We start from the raw sequence: 22,314 nt of genomic DNA, 5'->3' as shown, positions 1-22,314 counted from the left end.
GGCGGTAGCGAATGACCGAGCGACGTGCGCGTGGAACCAGTCCTGGTGGACGAGGCGACAGGCGCACGTCGCGGGCCGCGCGCTCGCGCCCCCGTCTGGACACGCCGAGCCGCCCCACCGCGGCCAAACGTCCCACCCGCCGCCGCCCGGATTCGGCCACCTCGCGCAAGCCCAGCGGCAAGCTCGAGCGCAGCGAACACACCATTCTCGGTCTCTCGACCGGTAAAGCGGTGATCCTGGCGGCGGTGCTGTGCGGCCTCGCGCTGACCTTGGCCGTGCCCACGCGCACCTATTTCAGCCAGCGCGCCGAGGCCGTGGCACTGGCCAAACAGCGGACCGAGCTCGAAGCCGACCTGGCGGGCTTGCGCGATCGTCGTGCGCAACAACAGGATCCGGCCTACATCCGTTCCGAGGCGCGTGATCGTCTGCGCTTGGTGATGCCCGGCGAAACCCCCTACATCGTGCAGATTCCCGGCATCGAAGCACCAGCGCCGCCGCCGATGAGCACCCGCACCGCGGCGCCCGACCCCTGGTACACCGACCTGTGGCGCAGCATCTCCGAACCAGCCCCGGAAGGACCACGGTGACGACACCGAACGCCGACGACCTCGAGATCATCGCGAAGCAGTTGGGCCGCGAGCCTCGCGGAGTGCTCGAAGTCGCCTACCGCACCCCCGACGGCCTGCCCGCCGTGGTGAAGACCGCGCCCCGCCTGCCCGATGGCACCCCGTTCCCCACGCTCTACTACCTGACCGATCCCCGGCTCACCGCCGAGGCGAGCAGGCAGGAGTCGGCCGGGGTGATGCGCGAGATGACCGAACGCCTCGCCACCGACCCCGAACTGGCCGCCGCCTACCGTCGCGCGCACGAGAGCTACCTGGCCGAACGTAACGAGATCGAGTCCCTCGGCACCGATTTCACCGGTGGCGGCATGCCCGACCGGGTGAAGTGCCTGCACGTGCTGATCGCGCACTCCCTCGCCAAGGGGCCCGGTCTGAACCCCTTCGGTGACGAGGCCGTCGCGCTGGCCGCCGCCGCGGGCTTCCGCGGGACCGCGATCCCCGCCGACTGGCCCGCCGCACCTGACGAACAGGCATAATCGCGGGCAGTGCCCGTACGTGGGTCGAGACCTCTGGAGGACACCATGAGTGAGCGCATCGCCGCAGTCGACTGCGGCACCAACTCGATCCGCCTGCTGATCGCCGAGGTCGGGGCCGACGGCGGCCTCACCGACGTGCACCGGGAGATGCGCATCGTGCGGCTCGGTCAGGGTGTGGACGCCACCGGACGCCTCGCGCCCGAAGCCATCGAACGCACCCGCCTCGCCCTGGCCGATTACGTGGATGTGATGGTGGCGCAGGGTGTCTCACGCGTCCGCATGGTCGCCACCTCCGCCACCCGCGATGCCGCCAACCGCGACGATTTCTTCTCGATGACCCGCACCGAACTCGGCCGCGTCGTGCCCGACGCGGTCGCCGAGGTGATCACCGGCGACGAGGAAGCGCGACTGTCCTTCGCCGGTGCCGTCGGTGAATTGTCCGCTGATGCGGGACCTTTCGTCGTGGTCGATCTCGGCGGCGGCTCGACCGAACTGGTCGTCGGCGACGAGAACGGTGTCCAGGCAGCCTATTCCGCGGATATCGGCTGTGTCCGCATCACCGAACGCTGCCTGGCGGGCAACCCGCCGACCGCCGACCAGGTCGCTGCCGCACGCGAATTCGCCCAGCAGAAGCTCGATGAGGCCTTCGCGAAGGTCCCCGTCGACAAGGTGCACACCTGGGTCGGGGTGGCGGGCACGATGACCACGATCACCGCCGTCGCCCTCGACCTGCCCGAATACGACTCCGCGCGGGTGCATCTCACCCGCCTGAGCCTCGCCGAGGTGCACCAGGTGTGCGACCGACTGATCGGCATGAACCACGACGAACGCGCCGCCCTCGGCCCGATGCATCCCGGCCGCGTCGATGTGATCGGCGGCGGCGCGGTGATCACCGAAGTACTGGCCGACGAATTGGCAGGCCGCGCGGGAGTTTCCGAACTCGTCGTCAGCGAGCACGACATCCTCGACGGTATCGCCATGTCGATCCTCGACGCACCCGCCTGACTTCCGGCTCCCCGACGAGCGCAATCGCACCGGGTTCGGGTCGGCGGGTGTGCGCGACCCGGGTCAGGTGTCCGAGGCTGCGAGCGTCTCGGCTTCGGCCCGGAGTTCGGCCGCCTCGGCGGTCCGCTCCAATGCCGTCAATCCGGCGGTCTGGGTGGTCAGCGCGGTAACGAGCGACGCCTTCAATCCCTGCCCGAGCAACTGAACCGCGACCGCCTGCTGCTTCGTCGCGGTTTTCGCCCGCGGCCGGGTGGCTTTCGCGACCAGCGCCGGAAACCGCTTGTCGAAGCGGCGGACGAGCTGACGACGCAGGTCGATCTCTTCGGCCCGTAGCTCGACGGCTTCGCGCTTACGGTGGAGTTCGTCGAGGTAGAACGCCTCCTCGTAGAGCGACTGCGCCAAGTCGAGCATCTTCGCGTGTCGCAGCGGCCCGCTGACCAGCTCGCGGCGTGCCGCCGACGATTCCGCCGCGTGCAGCAGGGCCAAGTCGCTGTGGGCGCTGATCCAATAGCGGCGCGCCATCCTGGCGTGGTATTCACCGAGCTTGTCGTTGATCCCGTGCGCCCCGATCACGAACGGCGGCGGCCGGAGCCCGAGCGTGGGCCCCGAGGCATACATCGACGACCGATCGATACGCGGCGTCTGCTCCGGATGCGCCGACGCGAGCTCCTGTTCGACGTGCCGCAGCGCGGTCCCGTGGGCGAGCAGCCAGCCGTCGGCCACCTCGGAGGCGACCGCCAGATAGGTCACCGCGCCGAGGAACAGCGCCCCGGCCGCGGCGACCGGCCAGGTCCACCCCGAGGGCGACAGCTTCCACACCGATATCGCCACCGCGTCCGCAACGGCGACCGATACGAAGAACCATCCGGCGAAGCGGGTTCCGCGAGCGGACAGGGTGGCCAGTGCCATCCACACGATGCCCCGGCCGACACCCGTGAACCCGATGCCGGGTATCACCAGGACTATCAGCCAGGCTTCCTCGCCGGTCCACAACCACAGCGGCCCCGCGATCGACCAGGCGAGTAGTGCCCAGATGAACGCGGCTCCCCAGCTACCGAAATCCTCCCCATCCATGCCGCGATGTTCGCAGGTGCCGCCGACAGAAAGCTTGCCGGATTCTTGGAATCCGCCGGTTCAGCTGCCGGTGCGCTCGCGATGCCGGCACCCGGGCCAGCAGCACGGACGCCGCTGACCTTCCTCCAGCTCCTCCTGGGTGCGCCGAATCCGCCGTGCGCGGGTCACGTCCTGCTTGGCGTCCTCGACCCAGCAGATGAACTCGTTGCGGGCCAGCGGCGTGATGTCCTGCCAGGCGCCCAGCGCTACCGAGTTGGCGAGCAGCGCAGCACGCAGATCAGCCGGCAACTCGTGCACAACGCCCCCGGGTACCTGTCGACTGCTCATCGGTCCACGGTAGCGCGCGAGCGTTCGACCTGCGGGTATCGCGAGCTTCATCGGCGATGCTAGACAAAACAGAGTATATGTCTCATGATGAAGTCATGAGTACAACGATGTCTCATTCGGTGCGGTTCGAACTTCGCTCCGGAGACACTTGGCGCGATCCCTGGTCCATGTATTCCGCACTGCGTGATCACGACCCTGTTCACCGAGTGATCCCCGCGGGGCAGGAGGACAACGACTTCTACGTGCTGTCCCGGCATGCCGACGTGTGGATGGCGGCGCGCGACCCCGCGACCTTCTCCTCCGCGTCGGGGCTGACCGTCGACTACGTCGACCTGGTCGCCGCCGGGTTCGGCGCCGTCAAGCCGTTCGTCTTCATGGACCCGCCGGAGCACACCGATTTCCGGCGTCGGGTGTCGCCGGGATTCACTCCGCGCCAGGTGAATTCGGTCGAGCCCGCGGTGCGCAGATTCATCGTCGAACGCATCGAGAGACTGCGCGCGGCGGGCGAGGGCGACATCGTCAAGGACCTGTTCAAGCCGCTGCCCACCATGGTCGTCGCCCACTATCTCGGTGTGCCGGAACAGGATCACGAGAAGTTCGACGCGTGGACCGAGAACATCGTCGGCGGCGCGGTCGCGGGGGCCGGGCTTGCCGCGGGCGACCAGAACGCTTTCACCGCGGTGGGCGAAATGGTCGGCTATTTCAGTGAATTGATCGCCCGCCGCCGCGTCGAACCGGGCGACGACACCATCTCGCACCTGCTGGCCTCCGGTCTCGGCGCCGACGGCGACAACGAGGGCCTGGTCGCGATCCTCGGCTTCGCGTTCACGATGATCACCGGCGGCAACGACACCACCACCGGCAATCTCGGCGGTGCGGTCCAGCTGCTCACCGCCGCCCCCGACCAGCGACAGCTGCTCATCGACGATCCCTCGCTCATCCCGGACTCCATCGAGGAGTTCCTGCGGATGACCTCACCGGTGCAGGGCCTGGCACGCACCACCACCCGCGATGTCGAACTGCACGACACCATCATCCCGGAGGGCCGCCGCGTGCTGCTCCTCTACGGTTCGGGCAACCGCGACGAGCGCGAATTCGGGCCCACCGCAGGCGAACTCGATATCCGCCGCGACCCCAAGCGCATCCTCAGCTTCAGTCACGGCCACCACCACTGCCTCGGCGCGGCGGCCGCCCGCATGCAGGCGCGCGTCGCGCTCGAGGAACTGCTCACCCGCTGCCCCGGCTTCACCGTCGACCTCGACGCGGTGCAGTGGTCGCAGGGCAACTACGTGCGCTGGCCGGTCTCGGTGCCGTTCCGCGCGGAGGGCCCGGCATGAGCGGTCGGCGCCCGGAGGCGGCAGCCCGAGTAACCACGCAGGGCGCCCGAGCATGCCGCGGGGAAACAGCATGAGCGGTGACTGGCTGGGCGCCGATCGGGCGGACCTGGCCGCCGAACGCATCATCGACGCGGCCGCCGAACTGTTCGCCGAACACGGGGTGGCCGCGGTCGGCATGGCCGAAATCGCCAAGGCCGCCGGGTGCTCGCGCGCCACGCTGTATCGCTACTTCGACAACCGGCACGCGGTGCGTCTGGCGTTCGTGCATCGCGAGACCCGCCGCATCGTCGCCCAGCTCGGCGAGCGGTTCCGCGACATCGCCGACCCGGGCGAACGCATCATCGCCGCGATGCTCGGCGCGGTCGAAGAAGTCCGCGCCAACCCCCTGCTCATCGCGTGGTTCCGGCCCGCCGACTCCGGCACGGCGGGCCGCATCAGCCAGGACTCCGACGTCATCGAATCGCTGGCCGCCACCATCTTCGCCCCCACGGACCTGACCGACCCGGAACGGAGCCGCCTGGCCCGCTGGCTCACCCGCATCATCGTCTCGCTGCTGTCGGCTCCCGGCCGCGATGCCGCCGACGAACGCGCCATGCTCGAAGAATTCGTCGCCCCGGTCATCAGCCGTACGTTCGTCGCACCGAATTAGAACGTGTTCTATATTCGAGGGAAAGTTCCGGCGATCCCTCGGGAGTCCAGATATGTACCAGTGGTCAGACGAAGACCTGATGTTCCGCGACGCTGTGCGCGGCTTCATCGCCAAGGAGGTCACCCCGCACGTCGACCAGCTGGAGAGCGGTGCGCTGCCGCCGTTCGACATCATCCGCAAGCTGTACGCCACCTTCGGGCTCGACGAGCTGGCGCGCGAGGGCCTCGAGAAGGCGCTCGCCCGCGAAGAGGCGGGTACCACCGGCTCGGGTAAGCCGGGCGGCGGTTTCAGCGGCGCGGGCAGCATGGGTGTGGTCCTCAACAGTGAGCTCGCCGGCGTGAGCCTGGGTCTGGTGGCCTCCATGGGCGTGAGCCTCGGTCTCGCCGTGGGCACCATCCGCAGCCGCGGCACCCTCGCGCAGAAGAAGCGCTGGCTGCCCGAACTGGTCACCATGGCGAAGGTCGGCGCCTGGGCCATCACCGAACCCGATTCGGGCTCGGACGCGTTCGGCGGCATGAAGTCCTACGTCCGCCGCGACGGCGAGGACTACATCCTCAACGGCCGCAAGACGTTCATCACCAACGGCCCCCACGCCGACGTCACCATCGTCTACGCCAAGCTCGACGAAGAGGACGGCACCGACCGCCGCGACCGCAAGGTGCTGACGTTCGTGCTGGACAAGGGCATGCCCGGTTTCGTGCAGAGTCCCGCGTTCAAGAAGATGGGCATGAACTCCTCGCCCACGGGCGAGCTGTTCTTCGAGAACGTCCGCATCACCCCCGACCGGTTGCTCGGCGAAACCGAGAACCCGGCCAAGGGCGACGGAAAAGACAGCGCTAAAGAATCTTTCGCGGCCGAACGCATCGGCATCGCCTCCCTCGCGCTGGGCATCATCAACGAATGTCACCGCCTGTGTGTGGATTACGCCAAGTCCCGCACGCTGTGGGGCAAGGAGATCGCGCAGTTCCAGCTCATCCAGCTGAAGCTGGCCGAGATGGAGATCGCGCGAATCAATGTGCAGAACATGGTGTTCAACGCCATCGAGCGCACCGCCGCGGGTGACAAGGTGACCCTCGCCGAGGCCTCGGCGATGAAGCTCTACTCCTCCCGCGCCGCCACCGAGGTCGCGATGGAGGCCGTGCAGCTGTTCGGCGGCAACGGGTACACGGCCGAGTACAAGGTCGAACAGCTGGCCCGTGACGCCAAGTCGCTGATGATCTACGCGGGCAGCAACGAAATCCAGGTCACCCACATCGCCAAGGGCCTGATCGCCGGGTAGTACGCGGCGGCCCGCGTTCGCGGCACGCTCCGGCTTCGGAGCGTGCCGTCCGTTTCGCGGCGGGCTGTCCTGCAGTGGGGTCTATTTTCGGCTGTTCGCGCAGGTAGTCCGCTCGTATACTGATGAAGGTGCGAACCCACCGGAATGCTCTCGCCGGCGCCGTGGTGGTCGCCGCCGCGGTCGTCACCCTGGCGCCGTCGTCTTCGGCCACCCCGTCCTCCGGCGTGACCGTCGAACCGCTGGCCCAGGTCGATGTCAGCGCGTTCAGCCCCTTCGCCTCGTTGCCGAGCACGTTCACCTTCCGGCGGATCACCATCGCCCCCGGGGGCACGCTCGGGTGGCATTACCACGACGGCACTGTTCTCGCCGTGATCACCGCGGGCCAGGTGACCCGATACGAGGCGGATTGCGTACCGACGACGTACTCCGCCGGCGAGGGCCTGTCCGAGACCGTCGGCCCGGACCACGTCCATGTTGGCCGCAACCTCGGCGACCGGCCCGCCGAGCTGTACGTCGCCTATCTCAACCGCGCGAACGAACCGCTCTTCGTGGACGCCCCTGCCCCGGACTGCCCGTAGCCGCTACTCGGGGCTCAGGTGGTCAGGCACGCTCCGGCGCCGCCCGCGGCGAACGTCACGGTGCCGCAATAGGCGGTTTCCGGGTAATACGGGCCCATCGTGGCGGCCGGGTCGGCGCCGGAGTCCTGGGACGCCTGGATCGAATTCGGATAGAACGCCGGGCTCGGGGTCATGTTCCGCAGGAACAGGACCTTGTCCACGTCGGTGCTGCCCCAGGGAATCACCGTCACGCTCGGGTCGAGGTTCGCGGGCACGTCCGCGGGTGCGGCGACCACATAGGTGTAGTAGCCGGACGCGTCGATCGCGGTCTGGAAGTCGGCCGCGCAGGCGACAACGGGGTAGGGCGAGCGCAGGTCGTTCTGGCACATCGACCAATACCGCACCTGCTGGTTCGGATCGGTAGGCGATTGTCCCGCACGGGTATTCGGGAATGTAGGGGCCTTACCGCGCACCACCAGCAGGCGTCCCGGCTGATAGCTGATCCGCGTTCCGATGTACTTGTTGTCGCCGTTCGGGAAGAGCCCGGAGGTGCTCGCCGGGTTCCCGAACGTCGCCTCCGGTGTGTTGCCGGGGAACGCGCCCGAGGCGGCCTGGGCGATCGCGCGATCGAAGGCGGCCTTGGCGGCGTCAGCGACCGGGCCGGTGTAGGTGGCCGGGTCGAAGGGCTGCGCGCACGGCTGGGCCGGAGCGTCGGAGCCCGCGATCGAGAGCTTCACATCGGGCAGCGCGACGCCGCCGCTGAGCGAAGCCGGATCGGTCGGAACATAGACACGGACGATGACGAAGCCGATCGGTGTGCTCTGCCCACTCGCGACAGCCTGGATCTCGTTGCGGCTGTGATCGGCCGGCCTGTTGACCAACGTGGCATGCCAGCGCTGCTGCGCGGCGGGCAGCGACGCGGCGGCGGCATCGACGAACGGGTTGGCGCTGCCCGGGTCGGCGACGATCTGGTCGTCGCGCAAGGTGTCCACGGTGTCGAGGTCGGTCCCGTAGGTGTTCAACGAGAAATACCGGGCGGCCGGATAGGTACCGGACAACTCGATCGAGTCACCCGGTCCCAGCGCGTAGGGCATCAGCCAATACGTCGAATTCGCATCGGGGAACGCCACATTCAGCACGGTGCTGTTGGACATGAACCGCCACGCGCACAGCGGCGAGTCCGGCGGGTCCGCGGAGGCGGGCGCGGCGAACCCCACCGCGGCCAGCACCGTTGCCACCACACAACCGACGCGAACGATCAAAGCCCCAACCGAATGCATGACGATCCCCTCGCTGCGCTCGAACTGGCGAACTGTCGAAGAATCCCGCGCGTCCACGTCACCGTGGTCGGCTCGCGATCACCGTAGTGCACTGCATGGCAGCGAACGCCCACGGGCTACTCGTATCCCCAACTCGCGTCCTATCCAGGCGCGGCTGTCGGCGTCTGGTATTCGCCGTTTACGGGGCCTGCCGTGGTTCCGGCATCGCGCACGCCAGCCCGTCGGCCATCCCGGTCGGCTGCACACCGAGACCTTGGTTGAGCCGAGCCCGCTGGTTCTCCCACGCGATGCTTGCCGCCAACTCGGCCAGCTGTGCCTTCGACAGATGGGTGAGCAGCGTTGCGCGCAATTCCTCGATATCGACCGCCGGTGTCACCGTCATCGCCTCCGCGAACGCGATCACCAGCTTCTCCAGCTCGGTGTAGGCATCACTGGTCCGATACCGAGGCAGATCGACGAGCTGCTGCTCGGTCAGCCCCGACGTATGCGCCAGGGCGGACCCGATATCGAGACAGAACTGACAGGCCACCAGCCCCGCCGTCTTGAGCTCGGCCAACTCCTTGAGCCGAGGATCGAGCTTGTTGCTGAACAACAACGCCGTCTCATAGGTCAGCGTCGCCGCCGCGATCTGCGGCCGCCGCCCGAGCCACCCCACCAGATCCCCCCGATGACGCCGAGCCTGCCCCAGCACCTTGACGTATCCCCGAACCCGCGTGACCACCCGCATCGATAACACCCCTTCGTGCCGACGATTTCCCTGCAAATGAACCTACGCCGGATCCCACTGAACCCCCAGGGTGATCCGCCTTACTTGCCCGGCGCGACCCACCGAAAGCGTCACGCCCGAAGTTTGGGTGGGCGAACCGTGTTGCTCGGGGACGGGCTGCACAGTGATCCGGCGTGGTGGCGTAACAGCAAGCGGTTCATCAGATTTCGCCAAGGGAGCGCCTGGCCGGATCGGCCATGGCACTAGATGGGACCGCGACGTCCTTCTTGAACGCCACATCCGCGCGGTAAGCGGCAGCAGAGGATGTCTAGAGGCAGTCTCGACGCACCGGATCCAGCCCGAGCTACGGGCTACCGCCCGTCGAGGTCAACAGGCCGTTGATGGCCGCACTCGAGCTCAATTCCGTCCCGATCCCGCACGGTGCTGTCCACCATCACACCGACCATGATGCCGTCCTCGAGCCACGACACCTCGAATGGCGGATCATCATTCGCCTGCTCGAAGGAGGCGCGGTTGTCGGATTCGATGATGAAGACATCTCCCGGTCGCATCCAGTAATCCCGGCCCCACGGTTCGAGCCAGACCGTGAGTATTTTCTCTGAGAAAGGGTTCGACAGGATCAGCTTGGGCACTGCGGCAGACTATGCGATTTGCCTGTGAGAAGGCGGGTCTGACGGACACTCGACCACAAGCGGCACTGGCCGGTTCGGTCAGTGCGGTGAGCGGCATTTCAGTGCGTTCGACCTGGATCGACCTCGGACCGGTCTGACAGGAATTTCACGATCAAGCCGCGCAGCTCTGGAACTTGCGCGCCGTCCGTCTCGACGATCATCACATCCGCTCGCTGGGCAATGCCTCGCACTTTAGCCAAGACCTCGGCAGAGTCTGACCATCGTTCCTCATGAAGCCGGAGTACCGCCCGCAACAGGTCACCCGGACCAAAGTGACCGGCGGCAAGCGGATTCGCCTCCAGCTGATCAAGCGCTCGAGAGAGTATTGCCGTGGTTCCAACATTCTGCGACAACATGATTCGCAGGCCCTCGATATCCAGTTCTCCGATCGGAACCTGCCGCATCCGGTGGATTGTCCTAACCAGATAAGTGTCCTCCGGAGCGGCTGCCGGCCAAACGTCACCCTCGATGTCCTGCACCGATTGTGAGAACTCTTCGCTGTCGGCCACGTTTTTCACCGCTCTCATCTCAATGGCACTCTGCTCGTTCACGTGAAGCATCGGCGCTGTCAGGACCGGCCCCACAGTAATGGTCACCGGTCTGGTCCGACGCCCTCGCTGACACGTACATCGGCAATTGAGTCCGTTCGACGGGTGGTTGTGCGGCCTTCGGGCTCGCGCGGGTCGCGGCACTGCAGGATGCATGGGATCGTCCAACGGTGATAGGTCAGTACGCGTCGGAGGTGCCCGAGAGCCCAGAGAGTAGGTGGGCGCGGCGTTGGAAGAATGCTGCGATCGTGGTAGCCGGGCTCTACCTCGCTGCCATGATTCGATTGATCGTCAGCCAGGATTGGAACGACGTCGCAGCTGCTCGAATGTTCGGCTTGGCGACCGCGATCGCCAGCCTGCTGTTCCTCGCCGCATTCGCCACGGCCGGGAACCCCGCCACCTCGGCACGCGATCCCCAGAAGCGATGGACCGAACGCAGGACAGTAGTCGCAGTCATCGTCGCCATCTTGGTACTCGCCGGGGTGTCCCGGATGGTGCTCAGTAGCGATCTGGGCGACCCGGCAGCTCGGCTGCTCACGCAAACAGGGATAGTCGCTTTTCTGCTGTCTGCTGTCATCGGACGGCTGCCGCCCCTGAGCGATCGGCGCTAAACGTCGAGCAGACGATCACCAGTCCGACGTGAAAGCGAGCCGACCTGCGCGGATCGGTTACCGAACGAATCAGACGTTCTCATAGGCTTTGTTCCGTGGCGGCTATCAGGTTGAGAAATGGGAGCGAGACGACGCTGGAGGTCCGCATCGAGCCATGGGGAGAGGACTACTGGATGCGCCCTGGGGACGAGTTCACCATCGGCTACGACGAGGCCGACCATGACGAGAAGATGATGGGCGGCCCACATTTCGACGTCACGTTCCACGGAGATTGGTACGAGGTGTGGGTTGGTTCTTCCGACATGAAGCTGCGGATGCACGATCAGTCAGGAGCAGAACTCGAACACGGCCACCAGCGGCCGAGCGATCCTGCATGACCAGTTCTGTCAGGGGAAGGCATCGCCCGGCGGTAAGAATCGACGGGTCCTCGAATGCCTCCAGCGCATGCCGTTTGCTCCGATAACCCCAGTCGCCTCCCTCTGTCATCAGTAGGATGCTGCCGTCGTTCAGGCCGATGACCAGCTCGTACTCGTCGAAATCCTCATTGCTGAAACGGAAACCCACATCGATGACGAACTCACCGCCAATGGCCTCACAGATGGACTCGAGGGCATCGACGTAGTCTTCAGCCCTGTCCGGATCGAAAGGCATAGTTGGACGTATGAGGAGCAACAGGCTCAGTGCGTGGACTGAGGACTTCCATGATGTGCCCTGGAGCGAGATCGCGCGCTTCTATCGGAGGTTGTCCGAGCGGCACCCCAACATGCAGCACCTGACCGACATCGTGGATAGCGTTGTGCGCTCCGGCCGTGACCAGGACATGGCAGCGACGATGTCGATGCACGATCTGGTTGTCACGGTCCGGCCGGTGTCCGAAGCGTCGATCGAGGAAGTGGTCGTCCGCGCCCCGGGATCGCTCATCGAGGCGGTCGACGGCACCGTGATCATCGAGTGCCTCTCGGATGTCCACCCCGGCCAGATAGTGGGTCCGGTCGGCGAGGCGGTCCCATCGTTCTGGCACTGCGTCGCTACCGTCTTCAGCATCATCCCACCGTCAACGGACTAGGTCACTCCCCAGTCGACCGCCGACTCGAGGATCGGCGGCAGGAAGTTGGCCAGGAATTCTTGGCATATTTTTGGTGACAGGCCGCAGTTTGCAAGCAGTTCAGCCCAGTTACCGGGCATGACCTGGTACTTGAGTGCCCCCACAGGGACTCGAACCCTGACTGTGCGGATTTTAAGTCCGCTGCCTCTGCCAATTGGGCTATAGGGGCGTCCCGGATAGCGTAGCGAATCGTACGGGTGTACCGGAATCCTGTTGGTCGACAAGGTCGGCCCGGCGTGTCGGAACAGACCACGCCGGGACCGATCATGTCATCGAAGGGGCTGGTCAGTCGTCACTCGCGGCCTTTTTGCCGAGGACCGAGTGGCGGCGGCCGTAGGCGAAGTAGACGGCGAAGCCGATGGCCATCCAGATCACGAAGCGCAGCCAGGTTTCCACCGAGAGGTTCACCATCAGCCACAGGCAGGCCGCGACCGCCAGGATGGGGATGAGGGGGACCAGGGGGACCCGGAAGCCGCGGGGCAGGTCGGGGCGGGTGCGGCGCAGGATGACGACGCCCACCGAGACCAGGACGAAGGCGAACAGCGTGCCGATGTTCACCATTTCTTCCAGCGTGCCGAAGTCGACGAAACCGGCCAGCACGCAGCAGATCACACCGACGATGGCGGTGAGCCGCACCGGCGTGCCGCGCTTGCCGGTGTGGGCCAGCCCGCGGGGCAGCAGACCGTCGCGCGACATCGCGAACAGCACGCGGGTCTGTCCGAGGAACAGCACCATCACCACGGTGGTGAGGCCGGCCAGGGCGCCGATGGAGATGACGTTCTTGGCCCAGTCCACGCCGTGGATCTGGAATGCCGTTGCCAGCGTGGCGTTCTCACCGGACAGCTCGGTGTAGGGCACCATGCCGGTGAGCACCAGCGTTACCGCCACGTAGAGCACGGTGACGATCAGCAGCGAACCGAGAATGCCGCGCGGCACCGCCTTCTGCGGGTTCTTGGTCTCCTCGGCGGCGGTCGCCACCACGTCGAAGCCGATGAACGCGAAGAACACGATGCTGGCCGCGGCGAGCAGGCCGTACCAGCCGAAGTTGGTGTCACCCGCGCCGGTGATGAACTGGAACAGCGTCTGGTGCAGTCCGCTGGCGCTTTCCTCGGCGGGCTGCGACGGCGGGATGTACGGGCTCAGGTTGGACGCCTTGAAATAGGTGATACCGAGCACGAGCACCAGCGCGATGACGGCGAGCTTGATCGCCACCGCGACGGCCGACACCCGTGAGGACACCTTGGTGCCGACGGCGAGCAGCACGCCGAGTACGGCGAGCAGTAACACCGCGCCCCAGTCGAAGGTGATCGACCCCAGTTGCACAGTGGCGGAATCGAATCCGAATACCGTGCCGAGATATTGCGACCAGCCTTTCGCGACCACCGACGCGGCGAGCGCGAATTCCAAGATCAGGTCCCAGCCGATGATCCACGCCACCAATTCACCGAAAGTGGCATAGGAATAGGTGTAGGCGCTACCGGCCACCGGCACGGTCGACGCGAATTCCGCATAACAAACCGCGGTGAGCCCACACGCGATCGCCGCGAAAACGAATGCCAGTGACACCGACGGCCCGGCCACATTGCCCGCGGTGCGTGCGGTCAGTGTGAAGATGCCCGCGCCGACGACGACGGCGACACCGAAGACCGTGAGATCCCAGGCCGTCAGATCTTTGCGGAGTTTGGAATCGGGATCGTCGGTGTCGAGAATCGACTGCTCGACGGATTTGGTGCGGAACAACCCGCTCCCTCGGCCGGGCGATCGGCCCACGCCTGGAGCGTCTTGCGGTGTCGGCACGGTATTTCTCCTTCTTCTCACGAACGTAATCGGGGATTACCCGTAACCAGGTCAGTGCACGCCCTGCATGCGGCGCTTGATCCAGGGCGCGCACGCGATGACGACGAGACCGGCCACGATGGCCGCGGCACCGCTGAACCCGAAGTAGGCGGTTTCGCTCTCGGGGCTGTAGAAGCGGGCCAGCGTGCCCGCCATCGACGTGCCGATACCGACGGAGAAGAAGTACAGGGCCATCATCTGCGAGCGGAACGCGGCGGGCGCGAGATGCGTGGTGACCGCGAGACCGATCGGCGAGAGCAGCAATTCCGAGACCGCGAAGCCGCCGAGGATCACGAAGACGGCGAGCACCGGCACGGTCTTGCCGTCGAAACCGCTGAGCAGCGCGAACAACCAGAACGCGATGCCCATCCCGATGACGCCGAGCGCGAACTTGATCGGCGTGCTCGGCGCGCGATTGCCGAGCTTGGTCCACATCAGCGCGAACAGCGGCGAGAGCGCGATGATCCACACCGGCTCGACCGAACCGATCCAGCTGGCCGGTGCCTCCCAGCCGAAGATCCGCCAGTCGACGCGCTCGTCGGAATACACCGCGAGCATGGTGAACATCTGCTGGAACAGCGACCAGAACACCGCGTTGGCGAGGAACAGCGGGATGAACGCGACCACCCGTGTTCGTTCGACCTGGGTCACCTTGGCGCTGCGTAGCATCACCGCGAAGTAGACGACCGAGGCGGCCACGATGACGCCGGTGGTGACGTCGGAGAGATTCTCGAGGGTGATCAGCTTCGTCAGCACGGCGACCAGCACCGCGACCGCGGCGACGACGACGCCGATCAGCACGGGGGTCAGTTCACGGCGGGTGATGGGATTGGGGACCTCGCGCCCGTGGGTGCCGAGATTGCGGCGGAAGATCACGTACTGGGCCAGGCCGAGCGCCATGCCGATGGCCGCCGCGCCGAAGGCGACGTGGAAACCCCACTCGCGCTGCAACAGGCCGGTCAGCAGCGGGCCGCAGAACGCGCCGATGTTGATGCCCAGATAGAACAGCGTGAACCCGCCGTCGACTCGCGCGTCCGTCGGCGCGTAGAGAGTGCCAAGCAGCGACGACGCGTTCGCCTTCAACCCGCCACTGCCCAGCGCGACCAGCACCAGACCCACGCCGACACCGGTGAGCCCGGGCAACACCGCCAGCGCGAGATGCCCGGCCACGACCACGACACCGCCGTAGAAGACCGTTCGCTCCATCCCCAGCACCCGGTCGGCAATCCAGCCGCCGAGCACGGTGGACAGGTATACCAAGCCGCCGTACGCGCCGACGATGCCGAGCGCGGTGCTCTGCGCGATCCCGAGGCCGCCCTCGGTGGTGGAGTAGTAGAGGTAGTAGCCCAGGATGGTGAGCATGCCGTAGAAGGAGAAACGCTCCCACAGCTCGACGCCGAACAGGTTGGTCAAACCGATGGGGTGACCGAACAGGGTGCGTTCGGCCGCCGTGTCGGCGGGGCTCGGCGGGTCGCCGAGCCGTGTTTCTTCCGTGGACATAAGGGAACGATCCCACGCCGAAACGGCGGACAGCAATTTTCCCGCATCGTCGCGGGTTCGGCGTGCCGTGCCCGCCGGGCCGGTGCGAACACGTCCGGCGGCGGACCCCGGCACCAATTAGGCTGTGGTGACCGGACTCCCGCGACGGACGAGGAAATCAGACGTGCTGACAGCCCAGGTGACCGTGCCCGTGCGGCCGGAGCGGGCGTTCGCGACCCTGGCCGACGGCTGGCTCTACGCGAGCTGGGTGGTCGGCGCCTCGCACATCGGCGAGGTCGACCCCGGCTGGCCTGCCATCGGTAGCCGCATCCACTACCGATTCGGGCTGTGGCCGGTGCTGATCAGCGATACGACAGTGGTGCGGGCGATCGACCCGCCGCGCCGGCTGGAGTTGGAGGCGCGGCTGTGGTCGGTCGGCTCGGCATGGATCACGCTCACGCTCGACGAACAATCCCCGGGGCACACCACGATCCGGATGGTCGAACGCGCCGCCCGCGGACCCGCGCAGTTGATCCCCGGCATGGCGCAAGATCTGCTCTTCTCGGCACGTAACCAGGAATCGCTGGATCGGTTGGCCGCTTTGATTCGTGCTCGTTCGCAGAATGAATGACTCGCAGGAATTCCGACCGGTTCGTATTTCTCGATAGCGAGTATTTCGCGCTGCAATAGTTTTGTGGAATTCGCTGTCCTGGTGTTCTGTCTGCGCATGTGGATTAGTCTCTAGCCCACTATCGAAATGCACAGGGTAGATCAGGGGAACGCGTGTGCTTCATATCGAGCACTTCAACAATGGCTGGATGAATCCGGTACTGGCCTTCGGCCTGTCGTTCATCGGTTCAGTATTGGGGCTACGGTGCGCGGTGCACGCCAAAGCGTCGTCCGCGCCGCTCGGGTGGCTCATCGCCGCGTCGGTCGCGCTGGGTGGAGCCGCCATCTGGGTCATGCACTTCACCGCCATGCTCGGATTCGGCATCGACGGTGCGGCCATCCGCTACGACGTGCCGTTGACGCTGCTCAGCGCGGTGATCGCGATCGTGGTGGTGCTGATCGGGCTCACCATCGTCACCGGGGGCGGCAACGAGTGGGTGGCGCTGCCGATGGGCGGCGCCATCACCGGGCTCGGGGTGGCTGCCATGCACTATCTGGGGATGTGGGCGATGCGCACCCAGGCTGTCATCGAATACGAGCCGGCGCTGATGGCGTTGTCGCTCGTGATCGCGGTGGTAGCGGCCACGGCGGCGCTGTGGTTCATGCTGCACGTGCGTGGCCTGCTGATGACGGCGGGCGCCGCGCTGGTCATGGGAATCGCGGTGTGCGGCATGCACTACACGGCGATGGCGGCGATGCGCGTGCACCACGGTGAATCGATGACCGTGGTGGACGGTGTCACGCCGGTGCAATTGCTGCTGCCGTTGATCGCGACGGTGTCGCTGGTGGTCACCGGATTGGTGATCGTGGTCGGGCTGGCCGAAGTGGAAGCCGGCGACAGCCGGTCGGAATTCACGCCGGTGCGAACGAGCGCGGGCGGCATGTACAGCACCGATCCGGCCACGCTCTCCGACAGCGGAAAGCACTGGCCGCGTCAGCCGGAGTGACCGCCGTGGCCGAGTATTCGGCCACGGCGGCATCCATCAGCTCGGCTGAGGTAGGTCGCAATCATCGACCTTCGGATTGGCGCCCACATAGTTCAAGGGGCCCGCGATGATCGTCACCGCGATGGTGCCGAGGGTCGCGCAGTTCTGATCGCGTTCGGTGTAGTAGCCGCGTTGGCCCGCGGCCAGGATTCCGATCAGCAACCACACCAGCACAACGATCGAAATGATGCGTGATCTACTGCCTGCCATGACTGGTCCTCTGGTTCGACGGATTCTGCGCATGGTCAGTAGTAGTGCCGACGGCCGCCGATAACACGCCCGGTGCTACCGACCAATGCCAGGACGAGACCGACCACGAGGAGGATGACTCCCACCGTGCTGAGGAGGGGGATGCCGAAAACGAGTCCAGCAATGAGAAGAATTGCGCCGAGAATAATCATCAGATCTCACCTTGTTCGGTGTCGGGACTGTGGAATGCCGGCAGGCACCCACAATGGCCGCATGCCCGGTTTTCCCGATTCGAAACAGGCTGTGCCCCAAGCGACCGGGGCACCGCGCCGCCGTGGCCGACCAGTCGGTCACGGCGGCGCGGGGACGGGTCAGCGTCCGAAGATCGGCAGCGCGGCCGAGCCCGTCGACGGCGGGGGCGGGGCGCTGGAACCGAGGTCGGCGTCGAACGAGCCGGTGCCGCTACCGACGTCGACCGAGCCCATCGAGCTACCGGTGGGTGGGCCGATCACGACCGAACCGGAGGGGAGCAGATCCCAATCGGCGCTGCCGACCGCGCCGGCGGTGCCGGCGGTGCCGAGCAGGGTTCCCGCGGCGAGCACGGCCAGCAGGCCTGCCCTGGCGGCGGTGGTTTGACGGATGGACATGGCTGATACCTCCGAGAGCTTCGCTGTGATAGCTCCCAGACGGTAACTGAAATACGCTGATTTCACACCAGATCGGCGCGGTCCGCTACGCCTGTGGCCGCTGGCCCACTTCCATCTGAACGCGGTAGCGGTCGGCGCGGTACCAGCTCTGAGTGTGCTCGATCGGCACCTCCGCGCTGAACGACACCCGGTCGAAATGCAGTACGGGAGCGCCCTTCTTGACGCCGAGCAGCGCCGCGACACCGGCTTCGGCGGCCTGGGCGTCGACTGTTTGCACGGCGCGTTCGATCGGCCTGCCGTAGCGGTCTGCCGTGGTCCGGTAGATCGAGCCGGTGAGGTCGTGCGAGATCAGGCCCGGCACCAGTTCGGGGTTGAACCAGGCGTCGTCGACGCTGACCGGATCGTCGTCGGCCAACCGCAATCGGCGCACGTGATAGGCGAGCACGCCCTGCGGCAGACGCAGCGCGCGGGCGGTGGCCTCGGGCGCTATCGCCTCCTCGGCAACGAGCACCAGGGTGGTCGGATGGTGGCCGAGCGCGCGCATCTCCTCGGTGAACGAGGCCAGGTGCAGCCGCGACTGCACGGGCCGGTGCGCGACGAAGGTGCCCTTGCCGCGAACCCGGACCAGATATCCCTCGTTCACCAGCTGACCGACCGCCTCGCGCACGGTGATCCGGCTGACGCCGTAGTCCTGCATCAGATTGCGCTCGCTGGTCAGCAGGTCGCCCGGCTGTAGCTCGCGCGTGCACTTCTGCAGCAGGATCGCGCGCAGCTGTTCGTGTTTGGGCACTGCGCTGTCGCGCAGCGGTGCGGGCATCGCCAGTGGCTCCTTTTTCCTGGTAGGCCGACCGGTCCCTACTGGTCCTATCCGGTGGAACCGAGAATACGCGACCGGCGCCGAGGAGCCCAGAGATCTACACCCGGATCAGCGGATTCCCGGTGTACGCGGGTCGGTGCCGACGCATCCCAGGATGACGCATCCCGGTGGCGAATCCGCGAACGGGGCCTTCGGAGTTTCGCCGAGGCAGTCGAGGAAGTTGCAACCGGGGTAGGCGTACGGGCCGACCCCGAGCGTGCCGAAGAAGGCATCGGGCCGGGCGATCATCGGATCGGTCACGCTCACATCGGGACGTTCCCGATACTCGCCGGGATCGGGGATCTGCTGGTCGCGGAACGCGGAGACGAGTGTGCGCATCACGTCGTGGGTGTAGGTGGTCGAACTGCCCACCGTCGCGACACCGGTCCAATTCAGCACCAGGCCGAGGCTGGGCACGATGAAGCTGTCGTTGCGCAGCATGCCCGACATCTTCACCGCGTCGTCGGGCAGTCCGGGGAATTCGAGCCGACACGGTGCGCCGTTGATCACGAACAGGAAGCCGTAGCAGGGCATGCTCGGCGACGGTGACACGGCCGCGCGCATGTAGTCCTCGGAGATCACCTGCCGGTCGTTCCAGTGGCCCCGATTGCCCACGAGCAGACCGAGTTTCGCGAAGTCGTCCGGCGGCAGGATCAAATGCGCGTGGCCGTAGGTGTTTCCGGCGCGGTCGCGGGCCCAGTAGTAGTCGCCGCGGGCGATGCCCAACGGGTCGAACAGCTTTCGCTGCGCGAAGCTCTGGAAATCCTCGCCGACCGACTGCTGGACCACGTAGACCAGCAGGTCCACCGCGCGCTGGCTGTAGCGGAACATCGTGCCCTGCGGGCGTTCGATCGGCATCGCGAGGGCCTGCGCGACGACATTGGGATCGAGTTGCGCCAGCCCGGTCGCGCCCTCCGCGGCGACGGCGACTTCCATGCCCGAGGACTCGGTGAGCAGATTGCGCACGGTGATCTCCCGGTGCGCGGCGTCGCCGAGGCCCGGTGGCAGATAGCGGCCGATCGGCTCGTCGATCCGCAGCAGCCCCTCGTCGACGGCGGCCCCGGCGACGAGCGCCACGACACTCTTGGTCCCGCTCCACAGATTCCACGCCACCCCGCCGGATTCGGCGTTGCGCGGGCCCGTCGCGATCAGGCAGTTGTTGCGGTACAGCTGGATGTTGAAGCGGGTCACGTCGGTGGCCCGCGCCATGGCGGCGGCCAGCACGGCGGGGTCGAGCGCGGCTTCGGCCGGTGTCGCGGACTGCGGGGTGCGGCCGGTGGTGACCTCACACTGCTTCGCGGTGACCGGGTCGGCCTTCGCCGAGCTCGGGAGCCATGCCCCCGAAATCAGGGTCATCGCGGTAATCGTCGCTGCCACAACGTATTTCAGAAAGCCCTGCACGCAACCCTCCAGATGGTGTGTCCGGAGGGGAATCGTGAACGATCACGTTCTTGTTACGAGGGGATCAGCTGCCGTACGGCGTGCACACCGCGATCGCTTCGTCTTTGGACGTGTTGAAAATGTCGATCACGCCGTTGAGTTCGTCGGTGGGCGCCCGGCGTTCGAGGGTATCGGCGAGGGTGTTGGTCTTCTCGATGTAGGCACGCAGCGGCACGGACAGATCGGCGATCACATCAGCGGTGATCTTGCGGTCGAGGTCCTTGGCGCTGTTGCGCAGGGTGGTGACCGCGTCGGTGGCCTTGGCATCGGCATCGGGGGCCTGATCGTTGGACGCCGCGATGTAGGCGTTGAACGAGGTCACCGAGGTCTTGTTCGCCGAGCGCAGGCCGTCGCACGCCGTGTCGTTGGCCGCCTCGATCTTCGCCGCCTTCGACGACGCCGCCGCCGCCGAGGACGCCGCCACCTCGGAGGTGTACGAGGCGAGCTCGCTCTGGTTCACCTCGGCGGTGCCCGGTACCTGCTGGGAGCAGGCGCCGAGGAAGATCACTCCGGTCGCGGTGGCCGCGAACGCGGTCCCGAGCCCCAGCCGTTCCAGTACTCGCATTTCTCTCTCCTGCCTCGAGATTGCAGGCACCGGTTGGGCCGGAGCCGAACATATCGACCGTACTGGCAACTTCCGGGTGACGTCAGGTCGCGGTGGCGATTTCGATGACGAACCGAGACGCGGCGCCGGGGTGTCGGGCCCGGCGCCGCACCCGATCAGTTCTGTCCGAGCATGCCGCGCATGGTGGCGATCTCAGCCTCCTGATCGGCCACGATCGTCGTCGCGAGCTGACGTGTTTGCGGATTCACACCGGCGTTCAGCTCCGTCTGGGCCATCCCGACCGCGCCCTCGTGGTGCTCGATCATCATCTCCAGCCACTGCCGGTCGAAATCGGCGCCGTTCGCGGCCTGCAGGCTGCTCATCTGCGCGTCGGTCATCATGCCGGGCATGTCGTGCCCGCCGTGTCCTTCGGTCGCGCTCGGCGCGGGCTTGCCGAAACCGGCGAGCAGGTCGGTGATCTGCTGCATCTCCGGGGCCTGTGCCTTCTCCACCTGGGCGGCCAGTGCGATGAGCTGCTGGTTCTGGGTGTGGCTCGGCACCATCTTCGCCATCTCGACGGCCTGCGCGTGATGCGGGTACATCATCTGCAAAAAGGTGACGTCGGCATCGTTGAAGTCGGTGCTCGCGGCGGCGCTGGTCGCGGTGGTGGTGGAGTGCTCGGTGGTGTGCGTGGTGGTGCTGTCGTCGCTACAACCCGCCGCGAACAAGACGGTGGCGGCCGCGGCGACGAGGACGTGGGTACGGCTGATGGACATGGTGATCCTCCTGGGGATTCGGGTGAGGTGTCGAAACTGGCAGGGCACGCGTGGTGCCGTGCCTGTCAGATCCGCAGAATCGCCAGTTGGGACAGGGTAAGGACGGTCCATGGTGGTGGGCGTTCGCGTCGGCCGCGCCATGCCCTCGACGGTTGCCGAGCGGCTTCGGAGGTGTCGCCGAGGCGGTAGAGCAAGACCAGGGTCAGTGCGATGGCGAGTGCGGCCAGGACGAAAACGCAGGCGTGGACGGCGGAGTGCTCATCACAGCCCGCCGCGCCGCAGCCCGTGTGCGGGTCGGCGGGGGCGGCGATGGACAGCGTCGAGCCTGTCGACGGTACTTCGGCGAGATCTTGCGTGGAGTGGTCGATCGCGGGGAACACGGCGTGCTGGTCGGGCGGAGCCGCGGCCGAACGCGGGTCCGAGTGGTCGGTGGCGACCGGAGCCTGCGGGCCGTGCGCACTGTCGCCGGCGTGCGCGGTGCCGAAGACCGCGGAGTGCATGGCGACGATCCCGGCGAGCAGCATCAACACGGCGAGCGCCCTGGCAATGCCGGGTGCGCGCGCGGGCTGCTGGTCCATCACGGCGACCAGTCTAGCGATCGCCATCGTGATACCCGGTAGGGG

28 protein-coding genes and 1 tRNA gene are annotated in these 22,314 nt (G+C 66.6%); 12 read left to right on the top strand and 17 right to left on the bottom strand.

The features are described from left to right. Nucleotides 1-11 precede the first annotated feature (11 nt). From ACFQ9R_RS22960 to ACFQ9R_RS22950, 3 genes are read left to right on the top strand one after another with little or no spacing between them, the layout of a single operon-like run. Nucleotides 12-587, top strand: coding sequence for a septum formation initiator family protein (locus tag ACFQ9R_RS22960; RefSeq protein ID WP_378636108.1), 576 nt, complete (start codon nucleotides 12-14; stop codon nucleotides 585-587). Then, nucleotides 584-1,099 (top strand): DUF501 domain-containing protein, encoded by a 516-nt coding sequence (locus tag ACFQ9R_RS22955; RefSeq protein ID WP_378636110.1) that lies wholly within the window; start codon nucleotides 584-586, stop codon nucleotides 1,097-1,099. The genes ACFQ9R_RS22960 and ACFQ9R_RS22955 overlap by 4 nt, the downstream gene beginning before the upstream one ends. A gap of 45 nt (nucleotides 1,100-1,144) precedes the next feature. After that, nucleotides 1,145-2,104 carry an exopolyphosphatase gene (locus ACFQ9R_RS22950; protein ID WP_378993144.1) on the top strand — a complete coding sequence of 320 codons (960 nt, stop codon included), beginning with the start codon at nucleotides 1,145-1,147 and terminating at the stop codon, nucleotides 2,102-2,104. Nucleotides 2,105-2,167: 63 nt separating this feature from the next. On the opposite strand, the gene ACFQ9R_RS22945 is transcribed toward ACFQ9R_RS22950, so the two are convergent. Further along, the gene (locus tag ACFQ9R_RS22945; protein WP_378993142.1) at nucleotides 2,168-3,178 is read right to left on the bottom strand and encodes a hypothetical protein; all 1,011 of its coding nucleotides are present in this window, start codon (nucleotides 3,176-3,178) and stop codon (nucleotides 2,168-2,170) included. A gap of 60 nt (nucleotides 3,179-3,238) precedes the next feature. Then, nucleotides 3,239-3,505 carry a YdeI/OmpD-associated family protein gene (locus tag ACFQ9R_RS22940; protein WP_378993139.1) on the bottom strand — a complete coding sequence of 89 codons (267 nt, stop codon included), beginning with the start codon at nucleotides 3,503-3,505 and terminating at the stop codon, nucleotides 3,239-3,241. Between the two features lie 95 nt (nucleotides 3,506-3,600). Here ACFQ9R_RS22940 and ACFQ9R_RS22935 point away from each other — a divergent pair, with 95 nt between their 5' ends. The 4 genes from ACFQ9R_RS22935 to ACFQ9R_RS22920 all read left to right on the top strand — a co-directional run bounded on the left by ACFQ9R_RS22935 (nucleotide 3,601) and on the right by ACFQ9R_RS22920 (nucleotide 7,348). Further along, nucleotides 3,601-4,842 (top strand): cytochrome P450, encoded by a 1,242-nt coding sequence (locus ACFQ9R_RS22935; RefSeq protein ID WP_378993138.1) that lies wholly within the window; start codon nucleotides 3,601-3,603, stop codon nucleotides 4,840-4,842. Nucleotides 4,843-4,912: 70 nt separating this feature from the next. After that, the gene (locus tag ACFQ9R_RS22930; protein ID WP_378993136.1) at nucleotides 4,913-5,491 is read left to right on the top strand and encodes a TetR/AcrR family transcriptional regulator; all 579 of its coding nucleotides are present in this window, start codon (nucleotides 4,913-4,915) and stop codon (nucleotides 5,489-5,491) included. A 52-nt stretch (nucleotides 5,492-5,543) separates the two neighbouring features. Next, nucleotides 5,544-6,770, top strand: coding sequence for an acyl-CoA dehydrogenase family protein (locus tag ACFQ9R_RS22925; RefSeq protein WP_378993135.1), 1,227 nt, complete (start codon nucleotides 5,544-5,546; stop codon nucleotides 6,768-6,770). Between the two features lie 128 nt (nucleotides 6,771-6,898). Continuing rightward, the gene (locus tag ACFQ9R_RS22920) at nucleotides 6,899-7,348 is read left to right on the top strand and encodes a cupin domain-containing protein (protein WP_378993134.1); all 450 of its coding nucleotides are present in this window, start codon (nucleotides 6,899-6,901) and stop codon (nucleotides 7,346-7,348) included. Between the two features lie 14 nt (nucleotides 7,349-7,362). Here the strand turns inward: ACFQ9R_RS22920 and ACFQ9R_RS22915 are convergent, their stop codons facing one another. The 4 genes from ACFQ9R_RS22915 to ACFQ9R_RS22900 all read right to left on the bottom strand — a co-directional run bounded on the left by ACFQ9R_RS22915 (nucleotide 7,363) and on the right by ACFQ9R_RS22900 (nucleotide 10,601). Next, nucleotides 7,363-8,607, bottom strand: a complete 1,245-nt coding sequence (locus tag ACFQ9R_RS22915; RefSeq protein WP_378993133.1) for a hypothetical protein — start codon at nucleotides 8,605-8,607, stop codon at nucleotides 7,363-7,365. Nucleotides 8,608-8,785: 178 nt separating this feature from the next. Further along, nucleotides 8,786-9,334 carry a carboxymuconolactone decarboxylase family protein gene (locus tag ACFQ9R_RS22910; protein WP_378993130.1) on the bottom strand — a complete coding sequence of 183 codons (549 nt, stop codon included), beginning with the start codon at nucleotides 9,332-9,334 and terminating at the stop codon, nucleotides 8,786-8,788. 350 nt (nucleotides 9,335-9,684) lie between these two features. Then, nucleotides 9,685-9,966, bottom strand: a complete 282-nt coding sequence (locus ACFQ9R_RS22905; protein ID WP_378993128.1) for a hypothetical protein — start codon at nucleotides 9,964-9,966, stop codon at nucleotides 9,685-9,687. A gap of 98 nt (nucleotides 9,967-10,064) precedes the next feature. Next, the gene (locus ACFQ9R_RS22900) at nucleotides 10,065-10,601 is read right to left on the bottom strand and encodes a contact-dependent growth inhibition system immunity protein (protein WP_378993126.1); all 537 of its coding nucleotides are present in this window, start codon (nucleotides 10,599-10,601) and stop codon (nucleotides 10,065-10,067) included. A gap of 200 nt (nucleotides 10,602-10,801) precedes the next feature. Between ACFQ9R_RS22900 and ACFQ9R_RS22895 the strand changes: the two genes are divergently transcribed. The 3 genes from ACFQ9R_RS22895 to ACFQ9R_RS22885 all read left to right on the top strand — a co-directional run bounded on the left by ACFQ9R_RS22895 (nucleotide 10,802) and on the right by ACFQ9R_RS22885 (nucleotide 12,230). Further along, the gene (locus tag ACFQ9R_RS22895) at nucleotides 10,802-11,164 is read left to right on the top strand and encodes a hypothetical protein (RefSeq protein WP_378993124.1); all 363 of its coding nucleotides are present in this window, start codon (nucleotides 10,802-10,804) and stop codon (nucleotides 11,162-11,164) included. A 95-nt stretch (nucleotides 11,165-11,259) separates the two neighbouring features. Then, nucleotides 11,260-11,541 (top strand): hypothetical protein, encoded by a 282-nt coding sequence (locus ACFQ9R_RS22890; protein ID WP_378993123.1) that lies wholly within the window; start codon nucleotides 11,260-11,262, stop codon nucleotides 11,539-11,541. A 329-nt stretch (nucleotides 11,542-11,870) separates the two neighbouring features. Continuing rightward, nucleotides 11,871-12,230 carry a hypothetical protein gene (locus tag ACFQ9R_RS22885; protein WP_378993121.1) on the top strand — a complete coding sequence of 120 codons (360 nt, stop codon included), beginning with the start codon at nucleotides 11,871-11,873 and terminating at the stop codon, nucleotides 12,228-12,230. A gap of 134 nt (nucleotides 12,231-12,364) precedes the next feature. Here ACFQ9R_RS22885 and ACFQ9R_RS22880 read toward each other — a convergent pair. The 3 genes from ACFQ9R_RS22880 to ACFQ9R_RS22870 form a co-directional block, all read right to left on the bottom strand. Next, nucleotides 12,365-12,438: transfer RNA gene (locus ACFQ9R_RS22880), tRNA-Leu, on the bottom strand. A 116-nt stretch (nucleotides 12,439-12,554) separates the two neighbouring features. Continuing rightward, nucleotides 12,555-14,066 (bottom strand): APC family permease, encoded by a 1,512-nt coding sequence (locus tag ACFQ9R_RS22875; RefSeq protein ID WP_378993120.1) that lies wholly within the window; start codon nucleotides 14,064-14,066, stop codon nucleotides 12,555-12,557. Between the two features lie 51 nt (nucleotides 14,067-14,117). Beyond that, nucleotides 14,118-15,605, bottom strand: a complete 1,488-nt coding sequence (locus tag ACFQ9R_RS22870) for a peptide MFS transporter (protein WP_378993119.1) — start codon at nucleotides 15,603-15,605, stop codon at nucleotides 14,118-14,120. A 163-nt stretch (nucleotides 15,606-15,768) separates the two neighbouring features. On the opposite strand from ACFQ9R_RS22870, the gene ACFQ9R_RS22865 reads away from it, so the two are divergent. Beyond that, nucleotides 15,769-16,215, top strand: coding sequence for an SRPBCC family protein (locus ACFQ9R_RS22865; protein ID WP_378993118.1), 447 nt, complete (start codon nucleotides 15,769-15,771; stop codon nucleotides 16,213-16,215). Between the two features lie 187 nt (nucleotides 16,216-16,402). Then, nucleotides 16,403-17,200: an MHYT domain-containing protein gene (locus ACFQ9R_RS22860; RefSeq protein ID WP_378993117.1), complete on the top strand. Its 798-nt coding sequence runs from the start codon at nucleotides 16,403-16,405 to the stop codon at nucleotides 17,198-17,200. A gap of 36 nt (nucleotides 17,201-17,236) precedes the next feature. On the opposite strand, the gene ACFQ9R_RS22855 is transcribed toward ACFQ9R_RS22860, so the two are convergent. From ACFQ9R_RS22855 to ACFQ9R_RS22820, 8 genes are all read right to left on the bottom strand, one after another. After that, nucleotides 17,237-17,449: a hypothetical protein gene (locus ACFQ9R_RS22855; protein WP_378993115.1), complete on the bottom strand. Its 213-nt coding sequence runs from the start codon at nucleotides 17,447-17,449 to the stop codon at nucleotides 17,237-17,239. A 35-nt stretch (nucleotides 17,450-17,484) separates the two neighbouring features. Next, nucleotides 17,485-17,640 (bottom strand): DUF6131 family protein, encoded by a 156-nt coding sequence (locus ACFQ9R_RS22850; protein WP_378993113.1) that lies wholly within the window; start codon nucleotides 17,638-17,640, stop codon nucleotides 17,485-17,487. Nucleotides 17,641-17,799: 159 nt separating this feature from the next. Next, nucleotides 17,800-18,075, bottom strand: coding sequence for a hypothetical protein (locus ACFQ9R_RS22845; protein ID WP_378993112.1), 276 nt, complete (start codon nucleotides 18,073-18,075; stop codon nucleotides 17,800-17,802). A gap of 85 nt (nucleotides 18,076-18,160) precedes the next feature. Then, entirely contained in the window at nucleotides 18,161-18,892 is a 732-nt protein-coding gene (locus ACFQ9R_RS22840) for a GntR family transcriptional regulator (protein WP_378993109.1), read from the bottom strand. Between the two features lie 108 nt (nucleotides 18,893-19,000). Continuing rightward, nucleotides 19,001-20,287: a serine hydrolase domain-containing protein gene (locus tag ACFQ9R_RS22835; RefSeq protein WP_378993108.1), complete on the bottom strand. Its 1,287-nt coding sequence runs from the start codon at nucleotides 20,285-20,287 to the stop codon at nucleotides 19,001-19,003. Between the two features lie 109 nt (nucleotides 20,288-20,396). Continuing rightward, nucleotides 20,397-20,936: a hypothetical protein gene (locus tag ACFQ9R_RS22830; protein WP_378993107.1), complete on the bottom strand. Its 540-nt coding sequence runs from the start codon at nucleotides 20,934-20,936 to the stop codon at nucleotides 20,397-20,399. A 155-nt stretch (nucleotides 20,937-21,091) separates the two neighbouring features. Beyond that, complete coding sequence (locus ACFQ9R_RS22825; RefSeq protein ID WP_378993105.1) at nucleotides 21,092-21,691, bottom strand: DUF305 domain-containing protein; 600 nt, start codon at nucleotides 21,689-21,691, stop codon at nucleotides 21,092-21,094. 65 nt (nucleotides 21,692-21,756) lie between these two features. Beyond that, nucleotides 21,757-22,296, bottom strand: a complete 540-nt coding sequence (locus ACFQ9R_RS22820) for a DUF6153 family protein (RefSeq protein ID WP_378993104.1) — start codon at nucleotides 22,294-22,296, stop codon at nucleotides 21,757-21,759. Between the last annotated feature and the right edge of the window lie 18 nt (nucleotides 22,297-22,314).

Source organism: Nocardia sp. NPDC056541 (genome assembly GCF_042794235.1).
Lineage (GTDB): Bacteria > Actinomycetota > Actinomycetes > Mycobacteriales > Mycobacteriaceae > Nocardia.
The sequence above is the reverse complement of the archived record's forward strand: the minus strand, read 5'-3'. Positions and strand labels throughout refer to the sequence as shown.